The sequence below is a fragment of the Sorangium sp. So ce726 genome (genome assembly GCF_051521405.1).
Taxonomy (GTDB): Bacteria; Myxococcota_A; Polyangia; order Polyangiales; family Polyangiaceae; genus Sorangium.
In genome coordinates this window covers 1,934,595-1,955,741 of sequence record NZ_CP150349.1, presented here as the reverse complement: position 1 = coordinate 1,955,741, position 21,147 = coordinate 1,934,595, and the positions used below count along the sequence as shown (strand labels likewise).

The 21,147-nt window shown below is 70.3% G+C and carries 16 protein-coding genes; 6 read left to right on the top strand and 10 right to left on the bottom strand.

The features are described from left to right. Positions 1-58 precede the first annotated feature (58 nt). From WME79_RS07380 to WME79_RS07365, 4 genes are all read left to right on the top strand, one after another. Positions 59-2,482: a lysyl oxidase family protein gene (locus WME79_RS07380; protein ID WP_437533807.1), complete on the top strand. Its 2,424-nt coding sequence runs from the start codon at positions 59-61 to the stop codon at positions 2,480-2,482. A gap of 101 nt (positions 2,483-2,583) precedes the next feature. Next, complete coding sequence (locus WME79_RS07375; RefSeq protein ID WP_437533805.1) at positions 2,584-4,398, top strand: M16 family metallopeptidase; 1,815 nt, start codon at positions 2,584-2,586, stop codon at positions 4,396-4,398. 10 nt (positions 4,399-4,408) lie between these two features. Further along, complete coding sequence (locus WME79_RS07370) at positions 4,409-6,130, top strand: M16 family metallopeptidase (protein WP_437533803.1); 1,722 nt, start codon at positions 4,409-4,411, stop codon at positions 6,128-6,130. Next, entirely contained in the window at positions 6,127-6,930 is an 804-nt protein-coding gene (locus WME79_RS07365; protein WP_437533801.1) for a phosphatase PAP2 family protein, read from the top strand. Before WME79_RS07370 ends, WME79_RS07365 begins: the two co-directional genes overlap by 4 nt. Positions 6,931-6,997: 67 nt before the next feature. On the opposite strand, the gene WME79_RS07360 is transcribed toward WME79_RS07365, so the two are convergent. Beyond that, the gene (locus tag WME79_RS07360; RefSeq protein WP_437533799.1) at positions 6,998-8,266 is read right to left on the bottom strand and encodes a glycerophosphodiester phosphodiesterase family protein; all 1,269 of its coding nucleotides are present in this window, start codon (positions 8,264-8,266) and stop codon (positions 6,998-7,000) included. A 195-nt stretch (positions 8,267-8,461) separates the two neighbouring features. On the opposite strand from WME79_RS07360, the gene WME79_RS07355 reads away from it, so the two are divergent. Continuing rightward, entirely contained in the window at positions 8,462-8,920 is a 459-nt protein-coding gene (locus WME79_RS07355) for an SRPBCC family protein (RefSeq protein ID WP_437533798.1), read from the top strand. 363 nt (positions 8,921-9,283) lie between these two features. Then, positions 9,284-10,264: a hypothetical protein gene (locus WME79_RS07350; protein ID WP_437533796.1), complete on the top strand. Its 981-nt coding sequence runs from the start codon at positions 9,284-9,286 to the stop codon at positions 10,262-10,264. Between the two features lie 76 nt (positions 10,265-10,340). On the opposite strand, the gene WME79_RS07345 is transcribed toward WME79_RS07350, so the two are convergent. From WME79_RS07345 to WME79_RS07305, 9 genes are all read right to left on the bottom strand, one after another. Continuing rightward, entirely contained in the window at positions 10,341-11,504 is a 1,164-nt protein-coding gene (locus tag WME79_RS07345; RefSeq protein ID WP_437539792.1) for a sigma-54 interaction domain-containing protein, read from the bottom strand. A gap of 152 nt (positions 11,505-11,656) precedes the next feature. Next, positions 11,657-12,412, bottom strand: coding sequence for an ABC transporter ATP-binding protein (locus WME79_RS07340; RefSeq protein ID WP_437533794.1), 756 nt, complete (start codon positions 12,410-12,412; stop codon positions 11,657-11,659). A gap of 51 nt (positions 12,413-12,463) precedes the next feature. Then, entirely contained in the window at positions 12,464-13,246 is a 783-nt protein-coding gene (locus WME79_RS07335) for an ABC transporter permease (RefSeq protein ID WP_437533792.1), read from the bottom strand. A gap of 21 nt (positions 13,247-13,267) precedes the next feature. After that, a complete protein-coding gene (locus WME79_RS07330; protein WP_437533790.1) occupies positions 13,268-14,128 on the bottom strand; it encodes an ABC transporter permease in 861 nt (286 codons plus the stop codon). Positions 14,129-14,192: 64 nt separating this feature from the next. After that, positions 14,193-15,275: an ABC transporter substrate-binding protein gene (locus WME79_RS07325; protein ID WP_437533788.1), complete on the bottom strand. Its 1,083-nt coding sequence runs from the start codon at positions 15,273-15,275 to the stop codon at positions 14,193-14,195. A gap of 161 nt (positions 15,276-15,436) precedes the next feature. Continuing rightward, the gene (locus tag WME79_RS07320; RefSeq protein WP_437533785.1) at positions 15,437-17,080 is read right to left on the bottom strand and encodes a hypothetical protein; all 1,644 of its coding nucleotides are present in this window, start codon (positions 17,078-17,080) and stop codon (positions 15,437-15,439) included. Between the two features lie 146 nt (positions 17,081-17,226). Next, positions 17,227-18,756, bottom strand: a complete 1,530-nt coding sequence (locus WME79_RS07315; protein WP_437533782.1) for an amidohydrolase family protein — start codon at positions 18,754-18,756, stop codon at positions 17,227-17,229. A gap of 793 nt (positions 18,757-19,549) precedes the next feature. Further along, the gene (locus WME79_RS07310; protein ID WP_437533779.1) at positions 19,550-20,446 is read right to left on the bottom strand and encodes an STAS domain-containing protein; all 897 of its coding nucleotides are present in this window, start codon (positions 20,444-20,446) and stop codon (positions 19,550-19,552) included. A 309-nt stretch (positions 20,447-20,755) separates the two neighbouring features. Then, positions 20,756-21,121 carry a DUF1428 domain-containing protein gene (locus tag WME79_RS07305; protein ID WP_437533776.1) on the bottom strand — a complete coding sequence of 122 codons (366 nt, stop codon included), beginning with the start codon at positions 21,119-21,121 and terminating at the stop codon, positions 20,756-20,758. Positions 21,122-21,147: the final 26 nt, after the last annotated feature.

The following is a 21,147-nucleotide window of genomic DNA, read 5'->3' as shown; positions in this document are numbered from 1 at the left end:
GAGCGGCACACGCCTTCCGGCCCGCGCGGCTCGTCTGCTACTGCTGACCAGGGTGCACATGAAGAAAGTCGTCGAAGCGCTGTTGATGGGGTCGTGGCTCCTGGCGGCCGCCGCATGCCGCGATAACGGGCCATCCTCGGGCGCGGGAGGAGGCGGCAGCGCGGGCGACGGCGGGAGCGGCGGTTCCGGCAACGGCGGTGTACCCGGGAGCATCCGTTGCCCCGGCTCGGACATCGTGTGTCCCGGAGGCGCGCGGTGTCAGATCGACGCCGAGGGCAAGCCGTCGGGCTGCGCGGCCGCGTGCGAGGAGGCGCGCGCCTGCGGCGACACGGCGTGCTGCAGCCCCGGCGCCACGTGCGTGCGCGGCAGCTGCGAGGCGGCGGACCTCGTGCTCGGGCTCCCCGAGCAAGGAGAGCCCGTCACGTTCGCCACGGTCCGCGTGGACGAGGACGCGTGCGAGGTGCTGCACGGGTGCTTCGGCGCGAGCGGCCGGCGGGCGCTCATGCGCTTCCACGTCTCGCTCGCGAACGCTGGCGACGTTCCGCTCGACCTCGGCGCGCCCTCGGAGAGCGACGTCTTCGAGCCGAACTTCTGCGAGGACAGCTACGTCGTCCCGCGCTTCTTCCGCGCGCGCCTCAGGCAGGGCGGCGCGGTGGTCGCCGAGGCCGAGCTCGACGCGCGCTGCGTCGCGATGCCAGGCGGCCAGTACGGCTGCGACGCGCAGGGCCTCGGCCCAGGAGAGCACGTCGAGCAGCCCGGCACCGTGGCCTGCAACGCCCTCGACGTGACCGGCGTCCCGGCCGGGCTCTACGAGCTCGAGATCACCGTGAACCCGAGCAGGACGCTCGCCGAGGCGCGCTTCGACAACAACACGATCGTCCTCCCGGTCGATTACCCCGCCTGCGACGGCACGATCTGCGGCGGCGCGTGCTGTCCGAGCGGCCACGCATGCGAGGCCGGCGTCTGCATCGTGCCCGACCTGCGCCCGGACAGGCAGCGCATCGTCGACACGATCCAGTTCTCGTACCAGACGTTCCCCAGAGACGCCTGCGAGCTCATGGAAAGGTGCATCGGCGGCCCCGGCCGGCGGCATCTCCTCGAGTTCGAGGGGCGCGTCGAGAACGCAGGGCCCGGCCACCTCGACCCCGGCCCCGAGTTCAACAGCCCGCTCTTCGAGTATGCGCAGTGCCACCAGCACTTCCATTTCCTGGACTTCACCGATTACCGGCTGGTGGACACAGAGGGCGAGGTCGTCTCCCAGGGGCACAAGCAGGCGTTTTGCCTTGTCGACATGGAGCCTCTCGATCCTTCGTCCCCCGCGCCGCGGGGCTACCCGACGTCGGGAGGCATGGGGTGCAACTTCCTGAGCGCGGGGTGGGCCGACACCTACGACGTCGGCACGCCATGCCAGTGGGTCGACGTGACGGACGTGCCCGAGGGGGACTACACCCTCCGCGTCACCGTCAACCCGATCGGCGCGATCGCCGAGCAAGCGATCGAGAACAACGTGGTCGAGGTGCCCGTCCACGTCCCGGCGTTCGCGCCCTGCGAGCCCGAGCCGGAGATCTGCGGGGACGCGGTGGACCAGGACTGCGATGGGCTCCCCGACGACGGCTGCGAGGGCGAGGGGTGCGCCTCCCCGGTGCCCGAGGTGTGCGGCAACGCGGTCGACGAGAACTGCAACGGCGTCCCGGACGACGGCTGCACGCCGATCCCGGGCGCCGACAGCTGCGAGACGCCGGGGGAGCTGACGGGCTCGATGGATTACGCGGCCGAGATCACGGCCGAGAACACCTCCGACGTCGCGCTGCCGTGCGGCGGCAGCGGCGGCGAGGTGTTCTTCCGGTTCACGCTCCCGTCCGACGAGGTCGTGTACCTCGGCACCCTGGCGTCGGACGTCGACACGGCGCTCGCGGTGCTCGAGGGCGACGGGTGCGGCGGCCCCCCCGTCGGCTGCGCGGCCGACAGCTGCGGCGACGCCGCGCCGGGCGCGCACTTCGCGGCCAGGCTCCGGGCCGGGACCTATACGGTGGTGGTCAAGGCCGCGCACCCCGAGGCGCTCGGCACGGTCCGCCTCAGGTTCCAGCGCGCGTCGTGCCTCGGCGAGCGGGCCGGGGTCATCTCGGGTAGCGGCCTCGTCAGCGGCGACACCACCGGGGCGCCGATCCCTCCCAGCTCCTTGTGCGGCGCGAGCAGCCCTGAGCAGACGTTCTATGTCCCCGTCTGCCCGGGGATGTCCACCGTGGTGTCCTCGTGCGGCCTGACCGACTTCCCGATGACGATCAAGACCGCGGACGACGCATGCAATCCCATCAACATCGAGTGCTTCGGCCCGCTCAGCGCCTGCGCGGGCGAGAGGGAGGGCGTGAACTCCCGGATTTACGGGGCACGACCGGGAGGGAGCCTCGGCGCCATCACCGTAAAGGGGCGTACTCCGGTGGATTTCGGGCCGTACCAGCTCTTCGTCACGCCATTCCAGTGACAGGAGCGCAGCGCCGAGCGTGAACCGCGCTGCGCTGCGCCTCCCTTTCCACGAGCGAAGTTTGCGCTCGACGTCGGGCGATCTGCGCTAAAACCGCGCTCATGCGAGCCCACCATCGGTCCGAACGGACGCGCCTCCGGGCGCTCTCGTCCCTGTCCACCGCGCTCGTCGCCGCGCTCGGCCTGACGTTGCCCGCCTACGCCGCGCCCCCGGCTGCAGCGCCGGCGAAGCCTGCGGCGGCTCAACCTGCAGCGGCTCAACCCGCAGCCAAGCCCGCGCCGCAGCCTGCGGCGGCGGCGCCGGTCGCGCCGAAGGCGCAGCCTGCGGCGGCGGCGACCAGCGTGAGCGTCGCGATCCCGGTCGAGAAGTACACGCTGGAGAACGGGCTCGAGGTGGTCCTGCACGAGGATCACCGCACGCCCGTCGTCGCCGTCAACGTCTGGTACCACGTCGGCTCCAAGGACGAGCCGCGGGGGAAGAACGGCTTCGCGCACCTGTTCGAGCACGTCATGTTCCAGGGCTCGAAGCACGTGGGCGAGGACATGTTCTTCAAGTACCTGGAGCGAGCCGGCGCGAGCGATCGCAACGGGACGACGAACACCGACCGCACCAACTACTTCGAGACCGTCCCCGCCAACGAGCTCGCGCTGGTGCTCTGGCTGGAGAGCGACCGGATGGGGTGGCTGCTCGACCACGCGAACGACGCGACCTTCACGAGCCAGCGCAATGTCGTGAAGAACGAGCGCCGCCAGAACTACGAGAACGCTCCCTACGGCCTCGTGCCGCAGTTCGTCCGCGCGGCCCAGTTCCCGGAGAGCCACCCCTACCACCTGCTGACCATCGGCACGCCCGAGGATCTCGACGCGGCGCAGATGGACGACGTGAAGGCCTTCTTCCGGACGTTCTACGTGCCCAACAACGCGACCCTCGTCGTGGCGGGCGACATCGACCGGAGCAAGGCGAAGGAGCTCATCCAGAAGTACTTCGGCCCCATCGCGAAGGGCGCCGCGCCGCCCGTGGCGACGAAGCCCGATCCCGGCGACCTCGCGACCGAGAAGCGCCTCGACATCGAGGCGGACGTGGAGCTGCCCCGCGTGACGATCAGCTGGGTGACGCCGCCGAGCTTCGCGCCCGGCGACGCCGAGCTCGACCTCGTCGCCAACGTCCTCGCCTCGGGCAAGACGAGCCGCCTCTACAAGAAGCTCGTGTACGATCTCCAGATCGCGCAGGACGTCTTCGCGTTCCAGCAATCGAGCCAGATCGCCAGCACCTTCCAGATCACGGCCACGCTGAAGAAGGGCAAGTCGCCCGAGCAGGCCCTGAAGCTCATCGACGCCGAGCTCGATCGGCTGCGCAAGGCGCCGCCGACGCAGGACGAGCACGACCGGGCCCAGGCCAAGGTGCTCTCGGAGCTGGTCTTCAGCATGGAGCAGGTGACGGCCCGCGCGAACGCCATCAACAACTACAACCAGCTCACCGGCGACCCGGGGTACTTCCCGAAGGACGTGGCCAGGTACGAGAAGGCCACCGCCGCCGACCTGCAGAAGGCGACCGCGGATCTCCTGCCCCAGGGCAGGCGCGTGATCGCCCTCGTCACGCCGAAGCCGGGCGCTCCGAAGGCCGGGCGCCTCGTGAAGCAGACCGGGACGGCGACGCCCGCGACGGCGGGCGCGAAGCCCACCGCCACGGCGCCCGCGGCAGCGGCGAGCGCGAAGCCCGCGGTCGCGGCGCCCGCGGCCGCGGCAGGCGCGAAGCCCGCGGTCACCGCGCCCGCGGCCGCGCCGGCGGGCGCGAAGCCCGCGGCGGCACCGGCAACCGACCAACCGGCGGCCGCGCCGGCCATCATGAAGCCCGCTGGCGACAAGCCCGCGGTCCACAAGCCTGCGGCCGGCCCGGCCGCGCCGAAGGGGGGTTGAGCCCATGCGCATGAAACGAACCGTCTCCGCCTCGCTCGCAGCCGTGGCGCTCGCCGCCTGCGCTCCGGTCACGTCGACGCCGCCCCCCGCGCCCCCCAGCGCGCAGCCCCCCGCCGCGGCGCCGCCCGCCGCCGCGGCGGCGGACGACTTCCGCAAATCGTCGCCTCCCCCGGGGCCGGAGGTGGTCTTCCAGCCGCCGCGGATCGAGGAGGCGAAGCTCGCGAACGGGATCCGCGTCCTCGTCGTGGAGCGGCACGAGCTGCCGATCGTGGCCGTGGACGTGACCACCGTCCGCGGCGCCGACCAGGCCGAGCCGGGCGTCGGCGCGTTCGCAGGCGCGATGCTCATGCAGGGCACCAAGACCCGCAGCGCGCTGGCGCTCAGCGACGCGCTCGGCAAGCTCGGCGCGAGCTTCTCGTCCGCGGTCGGCTTCGACGGCGGCGGCGTGGAGGGCCAGAGCGTGACGCCGCGGTTCGGGGAGATGCTCACGCTGCTCGGCGACGCGTACATGAACCCGGCCTTCGCGCCGGCGGAGATCGAGCGCGAGCGGTCGCGCCGCATCACCCAGCTCGCCGAGATGAACGATCGCCCCGCGTCGCTCCTCTCCATCGCCCAGGCCCAGGTCCTCTATCCCGAGGGCCACCCGTACAACGCGCCGCTGATCGGCACCGAGGCGGCGCTGAAGAAGATCACGGCGGGCGCCCTGGCGAAGTTCCACGCCGCGCAGTTCCGGCCGGAGCTGACGACCGTCGCCATCGCCGGGGACATCACCAAGGCCGACGCGGTGAAGGAGGTGGAGCGGGTCTTCGGCGCCTGGAAGGGCCCGGCCGCTGCGCCGCCCGCCCCCGCGAAGGCGACGCTCCCCGCCGATCCGCCGGCGATCGCCGCGGGCGCGCCGCGCGTCGTGGTCGTCGACCGGCCAGGGCTCACGCAGTCGACCGTGACGGTGGCGCTGCCGGGCGTGCCGCGCGCGACGAAGGACTACGACGCGCTGCTCGTGATGAACACCCTCCTCGGCGGGCAGTTCTCGAGCCGGCTCAACCTGAACCTGCGCGAGAAGCACGCCTACACCTACGGCGCGCGCTCCGGCTTCGACATGCGCCACGGAGCGGGCCCGTTCGCCGCGGGCGGCGCCATCGTGCGGGAGAACACGGGCCCCGCCGTGAGGGAGATCTTCGCGGAGATCGACCGGATGCGGAGGGAGCCCGTCACGAATGAGGAGCTCGCGGACGCCAAGGCGAACCTCATCCGCCAGCTGCCGGCGCGCTTCGAGACGGCGGACGCGACCGCGTCGACGATCGCGGGCCTCGCTGTCTACGATCTGCCGCTCGACGAGTACGCGACGCGACCGGCGAGGCTCCAGCGGATCACGCCCGCGGACGTGCAGCGGGTCGCGCAGAAGTACCTCGTGCCCGAGCAGCTCCGGGTCGTCCTGGTGGGCGACGCCGGCGCTGTCGGAGAGCAGCTGTCGGCGTTGCAGCTCGGCGAGGTCACCGTGCAGAAGGCGCCAGGCGTGGCGGCCGGACCGGCGGCGGCGGCCAGCAAGCCGGCGGCGCCTGCCGCGCCCCAGGCCACAAAGCCCGCGGCGCCCGTGCAGCCTGCCGCGCCCCAGGCCACAAAGCCCGCGGCGCCCGTGCAGCCTGCCGCGCCCCAGGCCACAAAGCCCGCGGCGCCCGCGCAGCCTGCCGCGCCCGCGCAGCCCGCAGCGCCCCCCGCAGCGAAGAAGCCGTGAGGTACGCCGCGCCGCTCGCCTGCGTGTGCGCGCTGGCGTGGAGCGCGCCCGCCGCCGCGCAGGCGGGGCCGGCGGCCCCGGACTGGGCGTTCGGCACGCCGGGCGGCGAGGCGGCCCTCGCCGCGGCCTGCACCGCCTCGCTCGCGACGTACCTGCTCCCGCAGCGGCGCTCCGGGTGGGGCGCCGCCTCCAGCGAGGAGCGCAACGACGCGATCGGCCTCGCCAGCGATATCACCGGCGCCGCGGTGGGCACGCTGCTCCTCCTCGGCAGCGGGTACGCCCTCGAGGGCAGCTACCTCGCGGGCGCCGGCGTCCCCCGCCCCTACGCGCGGGCGCTCAGGACATCGCTCATCGAGGTCGAGGCGGTGGCGCTGTCGACCGGCCTCTCGAACGTGATCAAGCGCCTGTCGGGCCGGTGCCGGCCGCGCTCGTGGCGGACCGATCGGTGCGGCGAGACCGACCTCGATTTCGACGCCTTCCCCTCGGGTCACACGACCCCGGTGGCCGCCATCGCGGGCGCGCGCCTGAACCTCGCGCTGCGCACGACCGGCGACGCCGCGCCGCGCCTCGGCGCGCTCGCCCTCGCCGAGGCGGCCACGGTGGTGACGATGGCGCTGCGGATCGGCGCCGGCGCGCACTCGTGGCAAGACGTCGGCGCCGGCATGATCCTGGGCCATGTGACGGGCTTCGCGATCGCGGCCATCCACCCGATCCAGCCGAGCGAGGCCAAGTACGCGGCAGGCGCGCTGCCCGGCCCGCCCCCCGAGCCCGCCGCGGTCACCTGGTCGTGGGCATTCTGATGCCGCCTTCGCGAGGCCGCCGGGGGCTCGGTGGCCGCGGTTGCGCCCCGCTCTCCGGCCGCCCGCCTCAGAGGCCCATGCAGTTCGCGTAGTACGTCACGGTGGCTGGCCAGTCGGAGAAGACGCCGCGGACACCCACGTCGCGCGCGAGCACGTCGAGCATCACCATCGTGTCGCCGTCGTTGTCGATGCTGTCCGCGACCGACTCGTAATAGTAGCCGCCGCCGCTCGCCAGCGGGCCCGAGCGCTCGAGCGTCCACGTGATGATGTCGAGGCCCGCGGCCTTGGCGGCCTCGGCGTAGTCGGAAGGCACGATCCCTCCTTTGCCGTCGAGCGTCACGAGCGCGAACATCGGCGGCGCGATGATCTTCACGCCCTGATCCGCGATGCTCTGCATCCCGGAGACCGCCTCCTCGTACCCCTCGGCCGTGTCGACGCGTTCGTCGAGGTACACGGCCTGCGCGCCGAACTCCGGCTCTTTCTCGAGCCAGTAGAGCACGTCGTCGAGGCTGAACGACTGCGCGAACACGTGCTTCGGGTCGATGTCGGCCGTTTTGTACTCGTCGATCATCTGCTGCGCGAAGTCCTGTTGCTCGTACTCGCCCTCGTACGGCATCTCCACCTCCGGGATCTTGAGCTCCGGGGTGAACTTGACGCCCAGGCTCGAGAAGAGGTCGATGCTCTCGGCGTGCGTGAGCAGCGTACCGCAGGTGGCGTAGAGGTCCGTGCGGAACGTGGGCGTCGCGGCCATGTACTCCTCGACCGTGGCGGCGTCCGGGTTCGCGGAGTCCATCTTGCCGCAGAGCCGCTTGAACTCGGCGAGCGTGATGTCGCTCGTGCAGCACTTCGCCGACGCGGGCGTTCCGGCCTCGGCGTCGGCCGGCGCGAACGGCTCCGAGCACTTCTCGGCGAGCTCCGGGATCGCGAGGATGTTCGTCGTCGTGTGGAGATCGCACTGGGCGTGGCGGCACACGAGCTTTCGGTCCTTGGTGAAGGTCACGTCGCACTCCACGATGCCGGCGCCCATGCGGGCGGCCGCCTCGTACGACTCCTTCGTATGCTCGGGGAACTGCATGCAAGCGCCGCGATGGCCGATGGAGAAATCGGTGCGCTCGAAGGGCCCCTCGGAGCACGAGAGGAGCTTCTCCTTCAGCTCGCCTTCGTCCATGTCCGCGACGAGGTAATACGGCCGCGGGCCGAGCTGCACGCTGTACTGCGCGGCATCGTCCTCGGCTGGCGGCGCCGGCAGCGGCGCGGGCTGCACCGACTCGTCGCCGCTGGAGCACGCGCTCAGCGCAGCGACAGGCAGCATGACAAGCGCCGTGGCCGCGCTCATTCTGGCGCTCTTCCTGATCATGAGACGCTCCCCTCTGGGTGGATTGAAGTTCGGACGGTACTCGCGTGCTCCTGTGAGAATATGTCGTCAGTGAAACAACCAAGCGACATCCCCTCTCCGGCGTGCCGTCGCCAGGAGCGGCGGTGATGCGCGTGCGCTTCTCGAAGAGGGGCGTGACGCGATCCATGCTCGCGCATGCCCACCTTCGAGAAGCGCACGCGCATCGCCGCGCCCCCCGAGCGGGTCTTCGCCTTCCACGAGGAGCCTGACGCCCTCGAGCGCCTCACGCCCCCCTGGGAGCACGCGCGCGTGCTGGAGAAGACCGGCGGCATCCTCGTCGGCGCGCGCGTGGTCGTGGAGACGCGCGTCGGCCCCGTCCTGCTGCGCTGGGTCGCGGAGCACACGCAGTACGAGCGGGGCCGGATGTTCCAGGACACGCAGCGCAGCGGGCCGTTCAAGCGCTGGGTGCACACGCACTGCATGGACCCCGACGGCTCGGGCGGCTGCTACCTCACGGACCGCGTGGAGTACGAGCTCCCGCTCGGTGCGCTCGGCCGGCTCGGCGGCGGCCGCTTCGTCCGGCGCAAGCTGGAGCGGATGTTCGACTACCGCCACGAGGTGACGCGACGGGCCTGCGAAGCCCCACCGCGGTAGCCCGCTCGCCGGCGGCCGCGTCCGCCGCGCACGCGACCCGCTGGTTGCCAGGACAGGCGCCGGGCCCAAGTCCCTCGCAACGCGAGGGCGCGCAGCGACGGCGGGGAGTAGGAGCATGGCTATCTGCCGTTGCGGCCAGTGCGGCTCGATCAACCAGGTTGTGTTGCGAGTCCGGCGAGACAGGCGCGCCGTCGCCGGATTCTTTGATTCCGCGCCGCTCGACGCGCTCATTTGGATTTCTGCACGCCCCGAGCGCTGCAGTAGAGTGGGCGCGGGAGGGCGAACAGAACTTGGCCGCTCACTACCCTTTCGGCGTAGTCACGCGCCGTGCCGAGCACACCGCACGAGGTTTTGATCGTCGCATTGCGTGAGCAGCCCGGGTTGCTCGGCGCGCTCGTCTCCAAGCTCACCGGCGTGCAGCTGCCGCGACGCCTCAAGCCGGCCGACGCCACCCTCCGCTTCGTGAAGCCGGCGGAGCTGCGGCTCGATCTCGTCCTTCATGGCGGCCGCCACCGCTGGGTCCTGGTCGAGCTGCAGCGCAGCGTCGATCCGGCCAAGCGCCGCCGATGGCCCCTCGCGGCCAGCCTGCTCTTCAGTCAGACCGGCGCGCTCGGCGACGTGATCGTCATCACCGCGCGCCGCGCCGTCGCCCGCTGGGCCGAGCGCGTGGCGTGCGTGCGGACGCGCCTCGGGACCGTGCTCCAGCTCAAGCCGGTCGTGCTCCACCTCGGCCACGCTGAGGGCAAAGCGTTGCTCGATGAGCGCCACCCGGAGCTCGCGCTCTTCGCGGCCTGGGCCATGCAACACCGCCATGGGCCTGGGGCGCGCGCGGTCGTCGAGCGCGCGTTCGAGCTGACCGAGCGGTTACCGCGCGCGTTGCGACGGGCCCAGCAGCGTGCGATCCTTTCCGTGCTCAGCGAGCGGATGCTGGAGCTCCTCAGAGAGGCATCGATGAACCCCGACAAGATCCCGGAGACACCCGCTGCCCGGAAGCTCCGCCTCTTCCTCGAAGCGCAGGGGCGGAAGAAGGGCCGGGCCGAGGGCGAGGCCAAGGGCCGGGCCGAGGGCGAGGCCAAGGGCCGGGCCGAGGGCGAGGCCAAGGGCCGGGCCGAGGGCCGTCAAGACGCGTTGCTCACGCTGCTGCGAGCGCGCGGGCTCTCCCCTTCGCAGGATGATGAGGCGCGCATCCGGGCCTGCGCCGACGCGGCGAAGCTCGATCGGTGGATCGCGAAGGCGGCCACGGCCACGACGGTGCGAGAGGCCCTCGGGATCAGAACCCCGGCCGCGAGAGCTCGCTCCCGCACGCCAGGTCGCCCCCGGCCGGCCTCCCCGTCGCGCTCTTGAGCCGCGCGGCCTTCGCCCGCCTCACCGCGCCAGCGCGCCCCGCACAGCGGAGCTGACGCGCTGCCTCCGCGTTCGCTCAGGTCGTCCCCGGGGCGCGCGACGCGGAGCTCGCCTCCCCTCGCCCGAACGCCGCGGCCGCCCCCCCGCCGCGCGACGCCCGGTAACGCGCCAGCTCCCCGAACTGCGCGAGCCGCGCGCGCACGATGTTCCTGCTGATGCCGAGCAGCCTCGCCGTCTGGAGCTGGTTGCGATCGCAGTAGCGGTACGCCGTCCGGATGATCGTCTCCTCGATCTGCTCGTGCAGGTTCGGCAGGTTCTGCTCGAACAGCGCGAGCAACGCGCCCTCCAGCGCCGTCGCCTGCGGTGTCGGCCTGACCTGGGACACGGCGTCCGTCGCCCCCTGATCCGGCGGAGGAATGCTCGCCCCCGCCTTCGGCTGAAGCGCCGTCAGGCGCAGATCCGCCGGGGTGACCTCCTGGCCTTTGCAGACCAGGAGCGCGTGGTGCATCGCGTTCTCGAGCTCCCGGATGTTCCCGGGCCACGGGTGCCCGAGGAGCCGCGCCGTCGCCTCCGCCGTGAGCACGGCCGGCCCCGAGCCGAGCCGCTGCGCATAGAGCTCGAGGAAGTAGCGCGCCAGCGGGAGGATGTCGCCCGGCCGCTCGCGCAGCGGCGGGAGCGACAGCGTCGCCACGTTGAGCCGGTAGAAGAGATCCTCGCGGAATTTCCGCGCGATCACCGCCTCCTCCAGGTTCACGTTGGTCGCCGCGATGAGCCGCACGTCGATGGGGACCGGCTGGCGCGAGCCGAGCCGCACCACCTCGCGCTCCTGCAGCACGCGGAGCAGCTTGACCTGGAGCGGCAGCGACAGATCCCCGATCTCGTCGAGGAACAGCGTCCCGCCGTCCGCCGCCTCGAACCACCCGGCCTTCGAGGTCGTCGCCCCCGTGAAGGCGCCTCTCTCGTGGCCGAACAGCTCGCTCTCGACGAGGGACTCTGACCAGGCGCCGCAATTGACCGCCACGAAGGGCCGCCCCCGCCGGTGGCTCAGCGCGTGGATGTGACGGGCCACGATCTCCTTGCCCGTGCCGGTCTCCCCCGTCACGAGCAACGTCGCGTCGCTCGGCGAGAGCTGCCGGATCCGCTCAAGGATCGCCTGCGAGCGCGGATCCTCGAAGACAAGCGCCTTGGCGCGCACAGAAAGGGCCAACGAGCTCGTGTTAGGAAGTGTGAGCAAGGGCATTGTCATCGGGCTTCACTCACCATGATAGCGGATGGTTCATCCATTATAACGGATGGCCCTGCCGTGCGCCAGAGATCTTTCTCTGGCGCGGCCCCACCGGTTGTCCCAGAGGGTTTCGGGCCTTCCGTCACGCTGCGCCTCGATCCGTCGCGCTACGCCTCGAGGAGATAGCCGCGCACCTCGTCGACGAGGGCCTTGATTTCGTGATCGGTGCGGGACCTCGGGCGCGGCGCGCTGACGGGGACGACGTGCTTGATCCTCCCGGGCCGCGGCTCGAGCACGACGACGCGATCGCCGAGGAACACCGCCTCCTCGACGTCGTGCGTGACGAGGATCATGGTGATCTGCTCCTCCTGCCAGATGCGCTGGAGCTCCTGCTGCAGCTTCGCGCGGGTCAGCGCGTCGAGCGCGCCGAACGGCTCGTCGAGCAGCAGGATGCCCGGCCGGTTGACCAGCCCGCGCGCGATCGCCGCCCGCTGGGCCATCCCGCCGGAGAGCTGGTGCGGGTACGCGCGCTTGAACGCCGACAGGCCCACGAGCTCGAGGTGCTCGTCGACCGCGCGGGCCTTCTCGGACTGCGTCCACGCCGAGCTCTCGAGCCCGAGCGCGACGTTCTGCTCGATGGTGAGCCAGGGGAAGAGCCGGTGCTCCTGGAAGACGATGCCCCGATCGAGGCTCGTCCCCTCGACGCGCGCGCCGCCGACGAGGATGTCGCCCTCGTAGTCGCCGTCCAGCCCGACGAGGAGCCGGAGGAGCGTCGACTTGCCGCAACCGCTCGTGCCCACGACGCTGATGAACTCGCCGGGGTGAATCGTCAGGCCGATCCCCCGGAGGACCTCCAGGGGCTTGTCCTTGACCACGTACTTCTTGCTGACATCACGAATGTTGATGACTCCAGGCGAGCCCATGAGTTCCTCCTCGAAGCAGACGAAGCAGACGGAATCAGACGTTGGCGACGTTCACACGCCACGGACGCGCCATCGCAACAGGCGGTCTTCCGCGGCCTTGGCCAGCGCGTTCAGGCCGAAGCCCACGAGGCCGGACACGATCAGCCCGACCAGCACGACATCCATCGCGAAGCGCTCGCGCCCGTCAACCATCAGGCTGCCGATCCCGGGCGCGGGCTCGAGCAGGTACTCGGCCCCGAGCGTGCCGAGCCACGCGTAGATGAGCCCCTGGTGCACGCCCGCGAAGAGCGACGGCGCGGCGGACGGCAGGATGACCTTGCGGAGGATCTGCCACCGCGAGAAGCGGAGCACCCGCGCCACCTCGATGTGCTCGACACCGACGCTGCGCACGCCTTCATAGGTGTTCACGACGATCGGGTAGAAGGCGGAGAGCGCGATGAAGGCGATCTTCGCCTGCTCGCCCACGCCGAGCCACACCGACATGAGCGGGATCCACGCGAACAGCGCCACCTGCTTCGCCGCGTGGAAGCTCGGTGAGAACAGCTTGTCGGCGGTGCGCGAGACGGCGAGGAGGCCGCCGACGGCGCCGCCCGCCAGGATCCCGAGCGCGAGCCCAAGGAGATCCCGGACGAGGCTGGCGCGCAGGTGTCCCCAGAGATCGCCGCTCTCGTGCAGCGCGCTCGCGGCCTTCCAGACCGCGAGCGGCGGGACCAGGATGCGGGTGTTGGCGAGCTCGTAGCGGCAGACCACGAGCCACGCGACGAACAGAAGGACGGGCAGGACCAGGCCGCGCCGCAGCCGCGGCTGGATCAGAGCATGGGTGATAGCACTCATCGTGTGATCTTCGGTGAGGTGTTACAGGGCGGCGCGCCGCCAGCGGAGGAGGCGAGCCTCGATCGCCTCGAGCCCCTTGTCGAGCACGAGCCCGACGATCCCCACGACGAGGATCGCCGAGAGCACCACGTCGAGCTGGAACAGCTGGCGGCCCCAGACGATCAGGAACCCGACGCCCTCGGACGAGGCCAGGAGCTCGACCGTGACGAGCGACAGCCACGCTTGCGTCAGGCCGTAACGGATGCCGACGGCGATGGACGGCACCGCGGCGGGGAGCACGACCTTCCGGAGCAGCTGAGCATGGCTGAACCGGAAGACCCGGGCCACCTCGATGTACGATCTCGGCACGTTCTTGATGCCCTCGAACGTGTTGATCGCCACCGGGATGAGGCTCGCCTGCGCGATGAGGATCAGCTTGAGCGACTCGCCGATCCCCACCACCATCATGACCAGCGGCAGCCACGCGAGCGCGGGGACCTGCGCGAGCGCCTTGAAGAGCGGGTGGACGTGCTCCTCGATCCGCCGCGAGAGCCCCATGGCGATGCCGAGCGCGAGGCCCGCCGCGCCGCCCGCCGCGAAGCCGCCGAGGACGCGACCGAGGCTGATGGCGATGTTCGTGTGCAGATCGCCCGAGCTCGCGAGCTCGGTCAGCGTCTGCACGACGAGCCCTGGCGCGGGCAGGATCTGCGCCGGTATCAGCTCGCGCTGCGAGGCGTAGCTCCACGCGAGGAGGAGCGCCGCCGGGAAGACGAGCCCCACGGCGACGTTGCCCACCTTCCGCGACAGGAGCCGGGAGACACCGCCCGCGGGCAGCGCCACGTCGGGCGCCGCGAGCTTGTAGCCGGCCTGGGTCTGGCTTTCTTGAATTCCCTGCTGCGTCATCTTGGTTGCCTTTCTCTCGTGGCGTTCCGCCCTGCGCTAGGCCCCTTCGCCGCGCGCTCCCCTCTCATGACCTCCCGGGGTGCTTGACCTTCCCGTTCACGTCGAACTCGGGCCAGTAGCCCTCGAGGTTCAGCTCCTTCAGCGCCGCGTTCAGGAACCGCAGATCGATCCAGGAGTCGACGTCGAACGTGTTCCTGACGAGGCCGAACCGCTTCGCGTCGGCGACGGCCGCCTTGTAGCGGGAGATCAGGTATTCATCGAACAGGGGGCTCGCGCGCACCTTGAGCGAGTCGCCCGTCTGGTCCGACTTGAAGTTCGAGTACGGCACGCCCGACTTGGACCAGAGCTGGTAGATCGGCGCCGGGTTGGCCTCGTTCTGCGCGATCCAGTGGGCGGCCTGCACCACGACCTTGACGACGCGCTTCGTGATGTCGGGATACTTGTTCGCGAAGTCCTCGGTGACGATCAGGTGGGCGTGCCGCAGGTAGGCCGGCGAGTCGTTCTTCGTCGAGTAGACGATCTTGGCGACCCCCTGATCCTGGAGCGTGAGCAGGTCGTATCCGCCGAAGGCGGCGTCGATGTCCCTGGTCGCCAGCGCCGCCTTCGCGGTCGCGCTGTCCATGTTGAGGATCCGGAGATCGCGCTCTGACAGGCCGCTCCCCGCGAGGATCTTGTTGACGGCGAGCTGGAGGTTCGTGCCCTTGAAGAGGGCGACCTTCTTCCCCTTGAGGTCCGCGAGCGACGCGATCGACGAGTCCGCCGGGACGGCCAGGTACGTATGCTGCCTCGTCGACACCCCGGCAAGGAGCTTCGTCTTGAGCCCCCCCGCCCTCCCGATGCTCGACGGCAGGTCTCCCTGGAGCGCGAAATCGAGCAGGCGGTTCGCATACGCCTCATTGACGGCGGGCCCGGCGCCCTTGAAGAAGGACCACTCGATCTTGATGTTGTCCTTCTTGAACTCCTCCTCCAGGAGCCCCCGCGCGTGCACCACGCTCAGACTGCTCCCGCCAACAAAAGGCCGGTTCCCGATCCCCACCCCCGCGAACGCCACCCGGATAACGCCAGGCGCCTCCGCCCGCGCCACATGCGCAGACAACGTCAAGATCGCCGCGACCAGTATCTGCACCAAAACCAAAGCTCGTCTCATAACTTTCCTCTCTGAATTCATTGCCACGCGCCGCCCCCAGAGGGGGCTCTCCCGCACAGGAGACGGGTCCAGATCGACGTTTTCGGCGCGCAGGCGTACTCCAGTACGCCGAGCACCGAAAACGTCGAGGTGGGCCCGTATCCGCAGCGGGTGAGCCCCCTCTAGAAGGCGCCTTGGAGTTGGGCTAGGATCTCGTGCTTGGCTCCCTCGGTGCTCGTGCGGTCGTCTCGACGGTTGAAGTTGAGCTGGAACTTCGTCGTCTCCGCGAAGAAGACGTTGAAGCCGAGCGTGTAGACGTCGACCCGGTTCTCTTTCACCTCGGTGCTGGGGTCGAAGAGGTCGACGCGGAGGAACGGCTGGTAGGTCTTCGGCCACCAGTCGTCGTAGCGGCCCTGGTTGCGGTAGCCCCTCAGGAACTGCTCGCCCCAGTTGTAGAAGAAGGTCGCCACGTGCGACAGGCTGGTTTGCCTCGTCTTCCGAGGGTCCTCCGCCGTCGTCCCGAGCGTCACGTCGTCCTGGCCGTAGATGAACTCGTAGGTGACGCCGATCGGATAGTGGTTGTAGTAGATATCGCCGCCGAAGCGGCGCTTGACGCCCTTTCCGGACAGCGTCTTCTTCTCGTCCTTGAGGAACGTGTTCTGCCAGCCGATGTACGCGCTCCCGCCGAGCGTGATCTGGCGGAGGATGGAGTTGTAGTCGGACGGCACGGTGAACGCGAGGCGGCCGATGATGTCCTTCTCGCTGTTGTCGTCGGGCGTGTTCGGCCCGCTCCCGTTGACGATGCCGATCGCGTAGGCGAGGATGGGCGCCCGGTAGTTGTAGCCGTAGTCCACCTGCGGCAGCACGTCGCCGCGGACGATGAGCCCGAGGTCGCGCCGGTTCAGCCCGAGCTTCGTCGTGAACTGCGCGTTGGTGATCACCGGCTTCAGCTCTTCGCTCGCGGGGACCTCCAGCCCGAAGGGCAGGAGCTGCTGGCCCAGGGTGACCTGCAGGACCCAGTCCTCGGGGGCGAGGGTGGGGAGCACGGAGTACGCCAGCTGGGCGTCCAGCAGGTTGAGGAAGCTGTTGTTGCTCGCCTGCTGGGGCGAGGCGCCGAAGCGCACCGAGTAGGTCAGGTTGCGGCCTTCCTCGTAGTCCTTGTAGAGGATGCCATTGAACGTGAGGGTCGCGGCGCCCGTGTCGAACGTCACCTTGCGATCGTTCGAGGTCGCCGAGTTCACCGGCTGCTCCGTCCATCCGATGCGCGCCTGGATGACGCCACCGACGAGGAGAGAGCGGGTCGAGAGGGCGGTGTGGAGGTCGCGCTCTCGCTGCCACTGGAACTTGAAGTTCTCGAGGTCGGTGACGAGCCCTTGCAGGTCGTCCCGCGTGACGGCGTTGGGATCCGGCTCGACGAAGGCCTCCGCGGCTGCGTCGCCCGCGGGCGGGGTGCCGGGGGCCGGCTCGCCGGGCGTGGCGCCGGGAGCAGCCGGGGCGGTGGCCGCGGCGCCCGGCGCGGCGGGGGCTGCCCCAGCAGGCGCCGCAGCCGCGCCAGCTGGCGCCTGCGCCGCACCAGCGGGCGCAGGCGCCGCAGCGGCAGGCGCGGGCGTACGCGCCGCGCCAGCAGGCGCAGGCGCCGCACCAGCAGGCGCCGCACCGGCGGGCGTACGGGCCGCACCAGCAGGCGCGGGGGCGGCGCCGGCAGGCGCAGGGGCAGCGCCGGCAGGCGCAGGGGCCGCGCCAGCAGTCGCGGGGGCGGCGCCGGCAGGCGCAGGACGCTCGCCCTGGGTTCTGCCGGGCGGGTTCTGCGCACTCGCCTGTGTCACGCAAAGGACGACGGCCGTCGCGAGGGTCGATGAGATGGCGGTTCTTGAGCGGTCGAGCAAACGCATGAATGGATCCAGATGGGTTCGTTGATTCACAGCTACCGTCGGGCGGGGCTGCTTCCGTCGCCCCGCCCGACGCTTCACGTTCAGGCCGCCTTGCTCTTCCGCAGCTTCTGCTCGACCGCGGTCCCGGCGAAGAAGCCGGGGTTCTTGCCGGCAAAGAAGTTGTATGGATGGGTGAACACGAGATCGCGGAAGTTCGCCTCCGTGAGCGCCCCGCGCTCGACGAGGCTCCAGGTGTCCGCGAGGACCTCGGTCAGATCCGGCACGTCCCAGTGGCCGCTGTCCGACGCCCAGAAGGCGTTGAGCTGGACGCCGAGCGGGTTGACCTTCGTGTTGAACGCGTACGCGATCGTCGCGTCGTCCGCCTCCGAGCCGAAGTAGAAGTTCGGCACGTACCGGTCGCGGATGTCCTCGATCCGCTCGATGCCCGCCACCGAGAAGTCGTCGAGCGCGCCCGGGTCCTGCGGCTGCCTCCGCGAGTTGTTCGAGACGCCGAGCGCACCGCCGAGGACAGCGTGGATGTCTCCGAGCCGCGCCCCGACCTCCTCGCCGCCGTACTGCTGGTACAGCGCGTACAGCAGCTTCGCGTCGATCAGGTCGGGGTTGTAGTTCTGGACCGCCCTGCCGTTGCGCTTCTCCCAGTGCCCCACCAGATCCGCGAACAGCGTCGCGCCCCACGCCGCCCCTCCCTCGAGGAAGCCGACGCGGAGATCGGGGAACCGGCGGGTCACGCCGCTGAAGAAGAGCGACTTCGCGAGCGCCTCGGAGGCGGAGGCGAAGTGGCCGATGTGGTTGTACATGTAGCTCGAGACCGAGCTGCGGCTGGTCCACCCCATCCCGGCGGAGTGGGTGGTCAGCACCGTCCTGAGCTCGACCGCCTTGGCCCAGAACGGGTCGTAGTTGTATTCGCTGTCCACGCCGAACGTGTCGAGCCAGTTCGCGTGCCGAGCGACGTCCGGGTGGTGCCGCGACGGGTACTTCTCGGCCACCGACCGGATCGGCCGCCGGAGGTTGCCCGGGATGAGGGCGACCTTGAGGCCGAGCTCACGCACGGCGAACTCCAGCTCTTCGACACCCTCCTCGGGCGTGTGCAGCGGGATGGCCGCGACAGGCGTGAGGCGGTCGGCGTACGGCCGGTACACGTCGGCGTGATAGGCATTGACCGCGCGGATGAGCACCCGGCGCAGGTCCTCCTTGCCGACGTGGGTGGCGAACGTGGAGACGTTCGGGAAAAGAACCGCGTAGTCCGTCCCCGACTCGCCGAGCCGCTCGTGCAGCAGCCTGGGCAGCGACACCGTGGCGAGATCGAGGGTGTTCTTCGTCGGCAGCGCCCACCACGGCGGCCGGACCGAGCGCTGCGCCGCGCGCTGCTCGGGCGTGAGCTCGTACCACTCGTTGCTCAGGTAGCCGAAGCCCCGGTTGATCGCGTCGCGGAACTCGTCGACGGATTTCGCGCCGCCGTACTTCGCGATGTAGTCCTCGAGGATCGGCGCGAACTCGATCGTGTGCAGATCGGTGTCGATCACCGGGTAATCGAGCTTGTCGCGCACCACCCGCGAGCGAGAGGTCTTCTTGCCGTCTTTCAGCGAGAGGTGAGAGGATGAGACGCTCATGACGATGACTCCATGGCGCGATCGCGCGGTCGCGCGGCGGCCATCGGCGCCGGGCAGCCGCGCCCAGGGCGCACGAGGCCGCGCGCCGACCAGGCGCCCGCTCCTGTGCTGAGAATGTGAGAGGCCTTCGAGCTAGAGCGCCGCGAGCGCGGCGCCCCTACAGCGCGTGGCGGTCCAACGCTCGACGTCAGCGCCGCTCCGGCGGGGCGCGAGCCGCTGCGAGCGCCAGGGGGGCGCTGCGGAGCGCGCCTGCGCGCAGAGCGCAGGGCGCGTCGCGGCTCGGCGCCGCACGACGGCTGGCGCGCCCGGGAGGGCGTTCGTCAGGGTCGTGCTCGCAAGGATGGCTGAGACCGCGCCGCGCGCGATCACTGGATCTTTCATGGCTCTCTTCAGGTCAACACTCGTCCTGACGCATTGCATTGCGCGGACCAAGCCTTCACCGTGGCCAGCAGAGCAGGTCGGGCGGAAGCACCGCAGATGCGCTCGGCCTTGTGGCCGCGCCCTCGCGCTCCAGCGCGCCGTCCCGGGGGAGAATTCAGAGAGGGCTCGAAGGCCCCGACGCCTCCCGGCAGCGAAGGAAACTCAGCCGCGCGCGGCACACGCCGCGCACTCTGTCAGGAAAGAAGCTCGACGCTCGTTGCGCCGCTGCGAATTCCCTTCTGCATGCGGCGTACCAGGTTTATGTCCGCTTCAAAAGACAAGGATCCGTTATATCGGACGACCCTTTGCTGCTGGAGCAGCAGGCGCGTGCTGCGGGGGTGCTGCTGCAGCAGCAGCCCCCGGGCAAGGTGCGTCAAGGCTGGGACGGCGACGCGGGCGCCAGGCTCATCCCGGTCGCGAACGAGATCGCGCTCTGCAGGTCACGGCGGGTCACGATGCCGGTGAGATCGATGTCGAGGCAGACGATGGCCTGGGACACCTCCGGTCGGATGCCCGTCAGGACGACCTGCGCCCCGAGCAGCCGGACCGCCCGCGCCACCTGAAGGAGGGCGCTCGCCGAGGCCGCGTCGATGTGCGGCACGCCGGTGACGTCGATGATCGCCACCCGCGCCTGCCGCTCGACCACCTTGCTCAGCAGGTTCTCCATCATCTGCTGCGCCCGCGCCGCGTCCAGCACGCCCACGAGCGGCAGCACGAGGACGCCCTGGCTGATGGGCACGATGGGTGTCGACAGCTCCAGGAGCGTCTTCGCCTGCAACCGGAGCGTGTCCTCGAGCCGCTTCCGGTCGGTGATCACCTCCGTGAACAGCATGATCCCGCCGATCTCGCCGGTCGACTTGTACCAAGGAAAGATCTTCCAGCGCACCCAGTCGACGCTCCCGTCGGCCCGCGGGAAGGGCTCTTCATCATTCGATTCCGAGGCCCCTGCGATGCAGCGCCGGTGGATCTCCCTCCAGTGCTCGGGGATCTCGGGGAAGAGATCGTAATGACATCGGCCGATGATGTTCTCCTCCTTCATGCCGAAGTCTTCCCGCCAGCGATGACTGGCCAGGATGTAGCGCATGTCCTTATCGAACATGGCCACCGCAGCCGGGCTGTAGGTGACAAAGACGCGCGCATGCTCCTCGCTCTGGCGCAGCTCCGCCTGGAGGCGATCCCGCGCCTCCTCGGCCTCCTCCAGCTCCCGGATGCGCTGCTTCAGCTGCTGGTTCTCCGCAACGACAGCCCTGTAATCCGCATCACCGTTCATCCGTACCCTCGGTTCCGTCCTGGTCTGTATATCAAAGAAGCGCGGTGCATGGCGCTCGACCGGCACACGCGTGCGCTACCGAGGGGGTGGGACAAGGCTGCAGCCGTCTAGACCGGCGGCTCGCGTTCACGCGGGAGGATCAGCAGGCGCCCACAGCGGCGCGCCCTGCGCCGGCGTTCAGCGCGCTCTGTGCGCGGCCTTGAGGCCGGCGATGTCCAGCTCCCCCATCTTGAGCATCGCCTCGGGGAGCCGGGCCGCCTCCTCCGCGTACCAGAGGTGCGGCGTGATCTTGTTGACCTTGGTGCTCGCCTAGCGCTCCTCTCCGCTCGAGTCGAACAGGACAGCGAACCCGCCGCAGATCATGCGCTTGGGGTCGAACGGCGGGTTGTCTGTCAGCTGCATGCGCGGGTCGTCCTTTATCTTCGCGCCCGCCTTGTCGCGCACCTCCTTCGATGGCCACACGATCCAGGAGAACATGATGGTCTCGCCTGGCTCGGCCTTCACTGCGCCCTTGAAGTCGGTGATCTTGCCGTCGGGGACGTCGTCGCCCCAGCACTCGACGACGCGCGTCGCGCCATACTCCAGGAAGACCTCCGCGGCCTTCACGCAGACCTCGCGATAAGCTGCCTTTTTGCCCGTGGGCACAGGAGTGACAAAACCGTCGATGTAGCTCATGGGCGTGATTATGCGGATCTGCCGCT

What these genes read in the sequence shown, in the direction of transcription:
- WME79_RS07380 (WP_437533807.1), top strand. Translation starts at nt 59, where the DNA reads ATGAAGAAAGTCGTCGAAGCGCTGTTGATGGGGTCGTGGCTCCTGGCG.
- WME79_RS07375 (WP_437533805.1), top strand. Translation starts at nt 2,584, where the DNA reads ATGCGAGCCCACCATCGGTCCGAACGGACGCGCCTCCGGGCGCTCTCG.
- WME79_RS07370 (WP_437533803.1), top strand. Translation starts at nt 4,409, where the DNA reads ATGAAACGAACCGTCTCCGCCTCGCTCGCAGCCGTGGCGCTCGCCGCC.
- WME79_RS07360 (WP_437533799.1), bottom strand. Translation starts at nt 8,266, where the DNA reads ATGAGCGCGGCCACGGCGCTTGTCATGCTGCCTGTCGCTGCGCTGAGC.
- WME79_RS07355 (WP_437533798.1), top strand. Translation starts at nt 8,462, where the DNA reads ATGCCCACCTTCGAGAAGCGCACGCGCATCGCCGCGCCCCCCGAGCGG.
- WME79_RS07345 (WP_437539792.1), bottom strand. Translation starts at nt 11,504, where the DNA reads ATGCCCTTGCTCACACTTCCTAACACGAGCTCGTTGGCCCTTTCTGTG.
- WME79_RS07340 (WP_437533794.1), bottom strand. Translation starts at nt 12,412, where the DNA reads ATGGGCTCGCCTGGAGTCATCAACATTCGTGATGTCAGCAAGAAGTAC.
- WME79_RS07335 (WP_437533792.1), bottom strand. Translation starts at nt 13,246, where the DNA reads ATGAGTGCTATCACCCATGCTCTGATCCAGCCGCGGCTGCGGCGCGGC.
- WME79_RS07330 (WP_437533790.1), bottom strand. Translation starts at nt 14,128, where the DNA reads ATGACGCAGCAGGGAATTCAAGAAAGCCAGACCCAGGCCGGCTACAAG.
- WME79_RS07325 (WP_437533788.1), bottom strand. Translation starts at nt 15,275, where the DNA reads ATGAGACGAGCTTTGGTTTTGGTGCAGATACTGGTCGCGGCGATCTTG.
- WME79_RS07315 (WP_437533782.1), bottom strand. Translation starts at nt 18,756, where the DNA reads ATGAGCGTCTCATCCTCTCACCTCTCGCTGAAAGACGGCAAGAAGACC.
- WME79_RS07310 (WP_437533779.1), bottom strand. Translation starts at nt 20,446, where the DNA reads ATGAACGGTGATGCGGATTACAGGGCTGTCGTTGCGGAGAACCAGCAG.
- WME79_RS07305 (WP_437533776.1), bottom strand. Translation starts at nt 21,121, where the DNA reads ATGAGCTACATCGACGGTTTTGTCACTCCTGTGCCCACGGGCAAAAAG.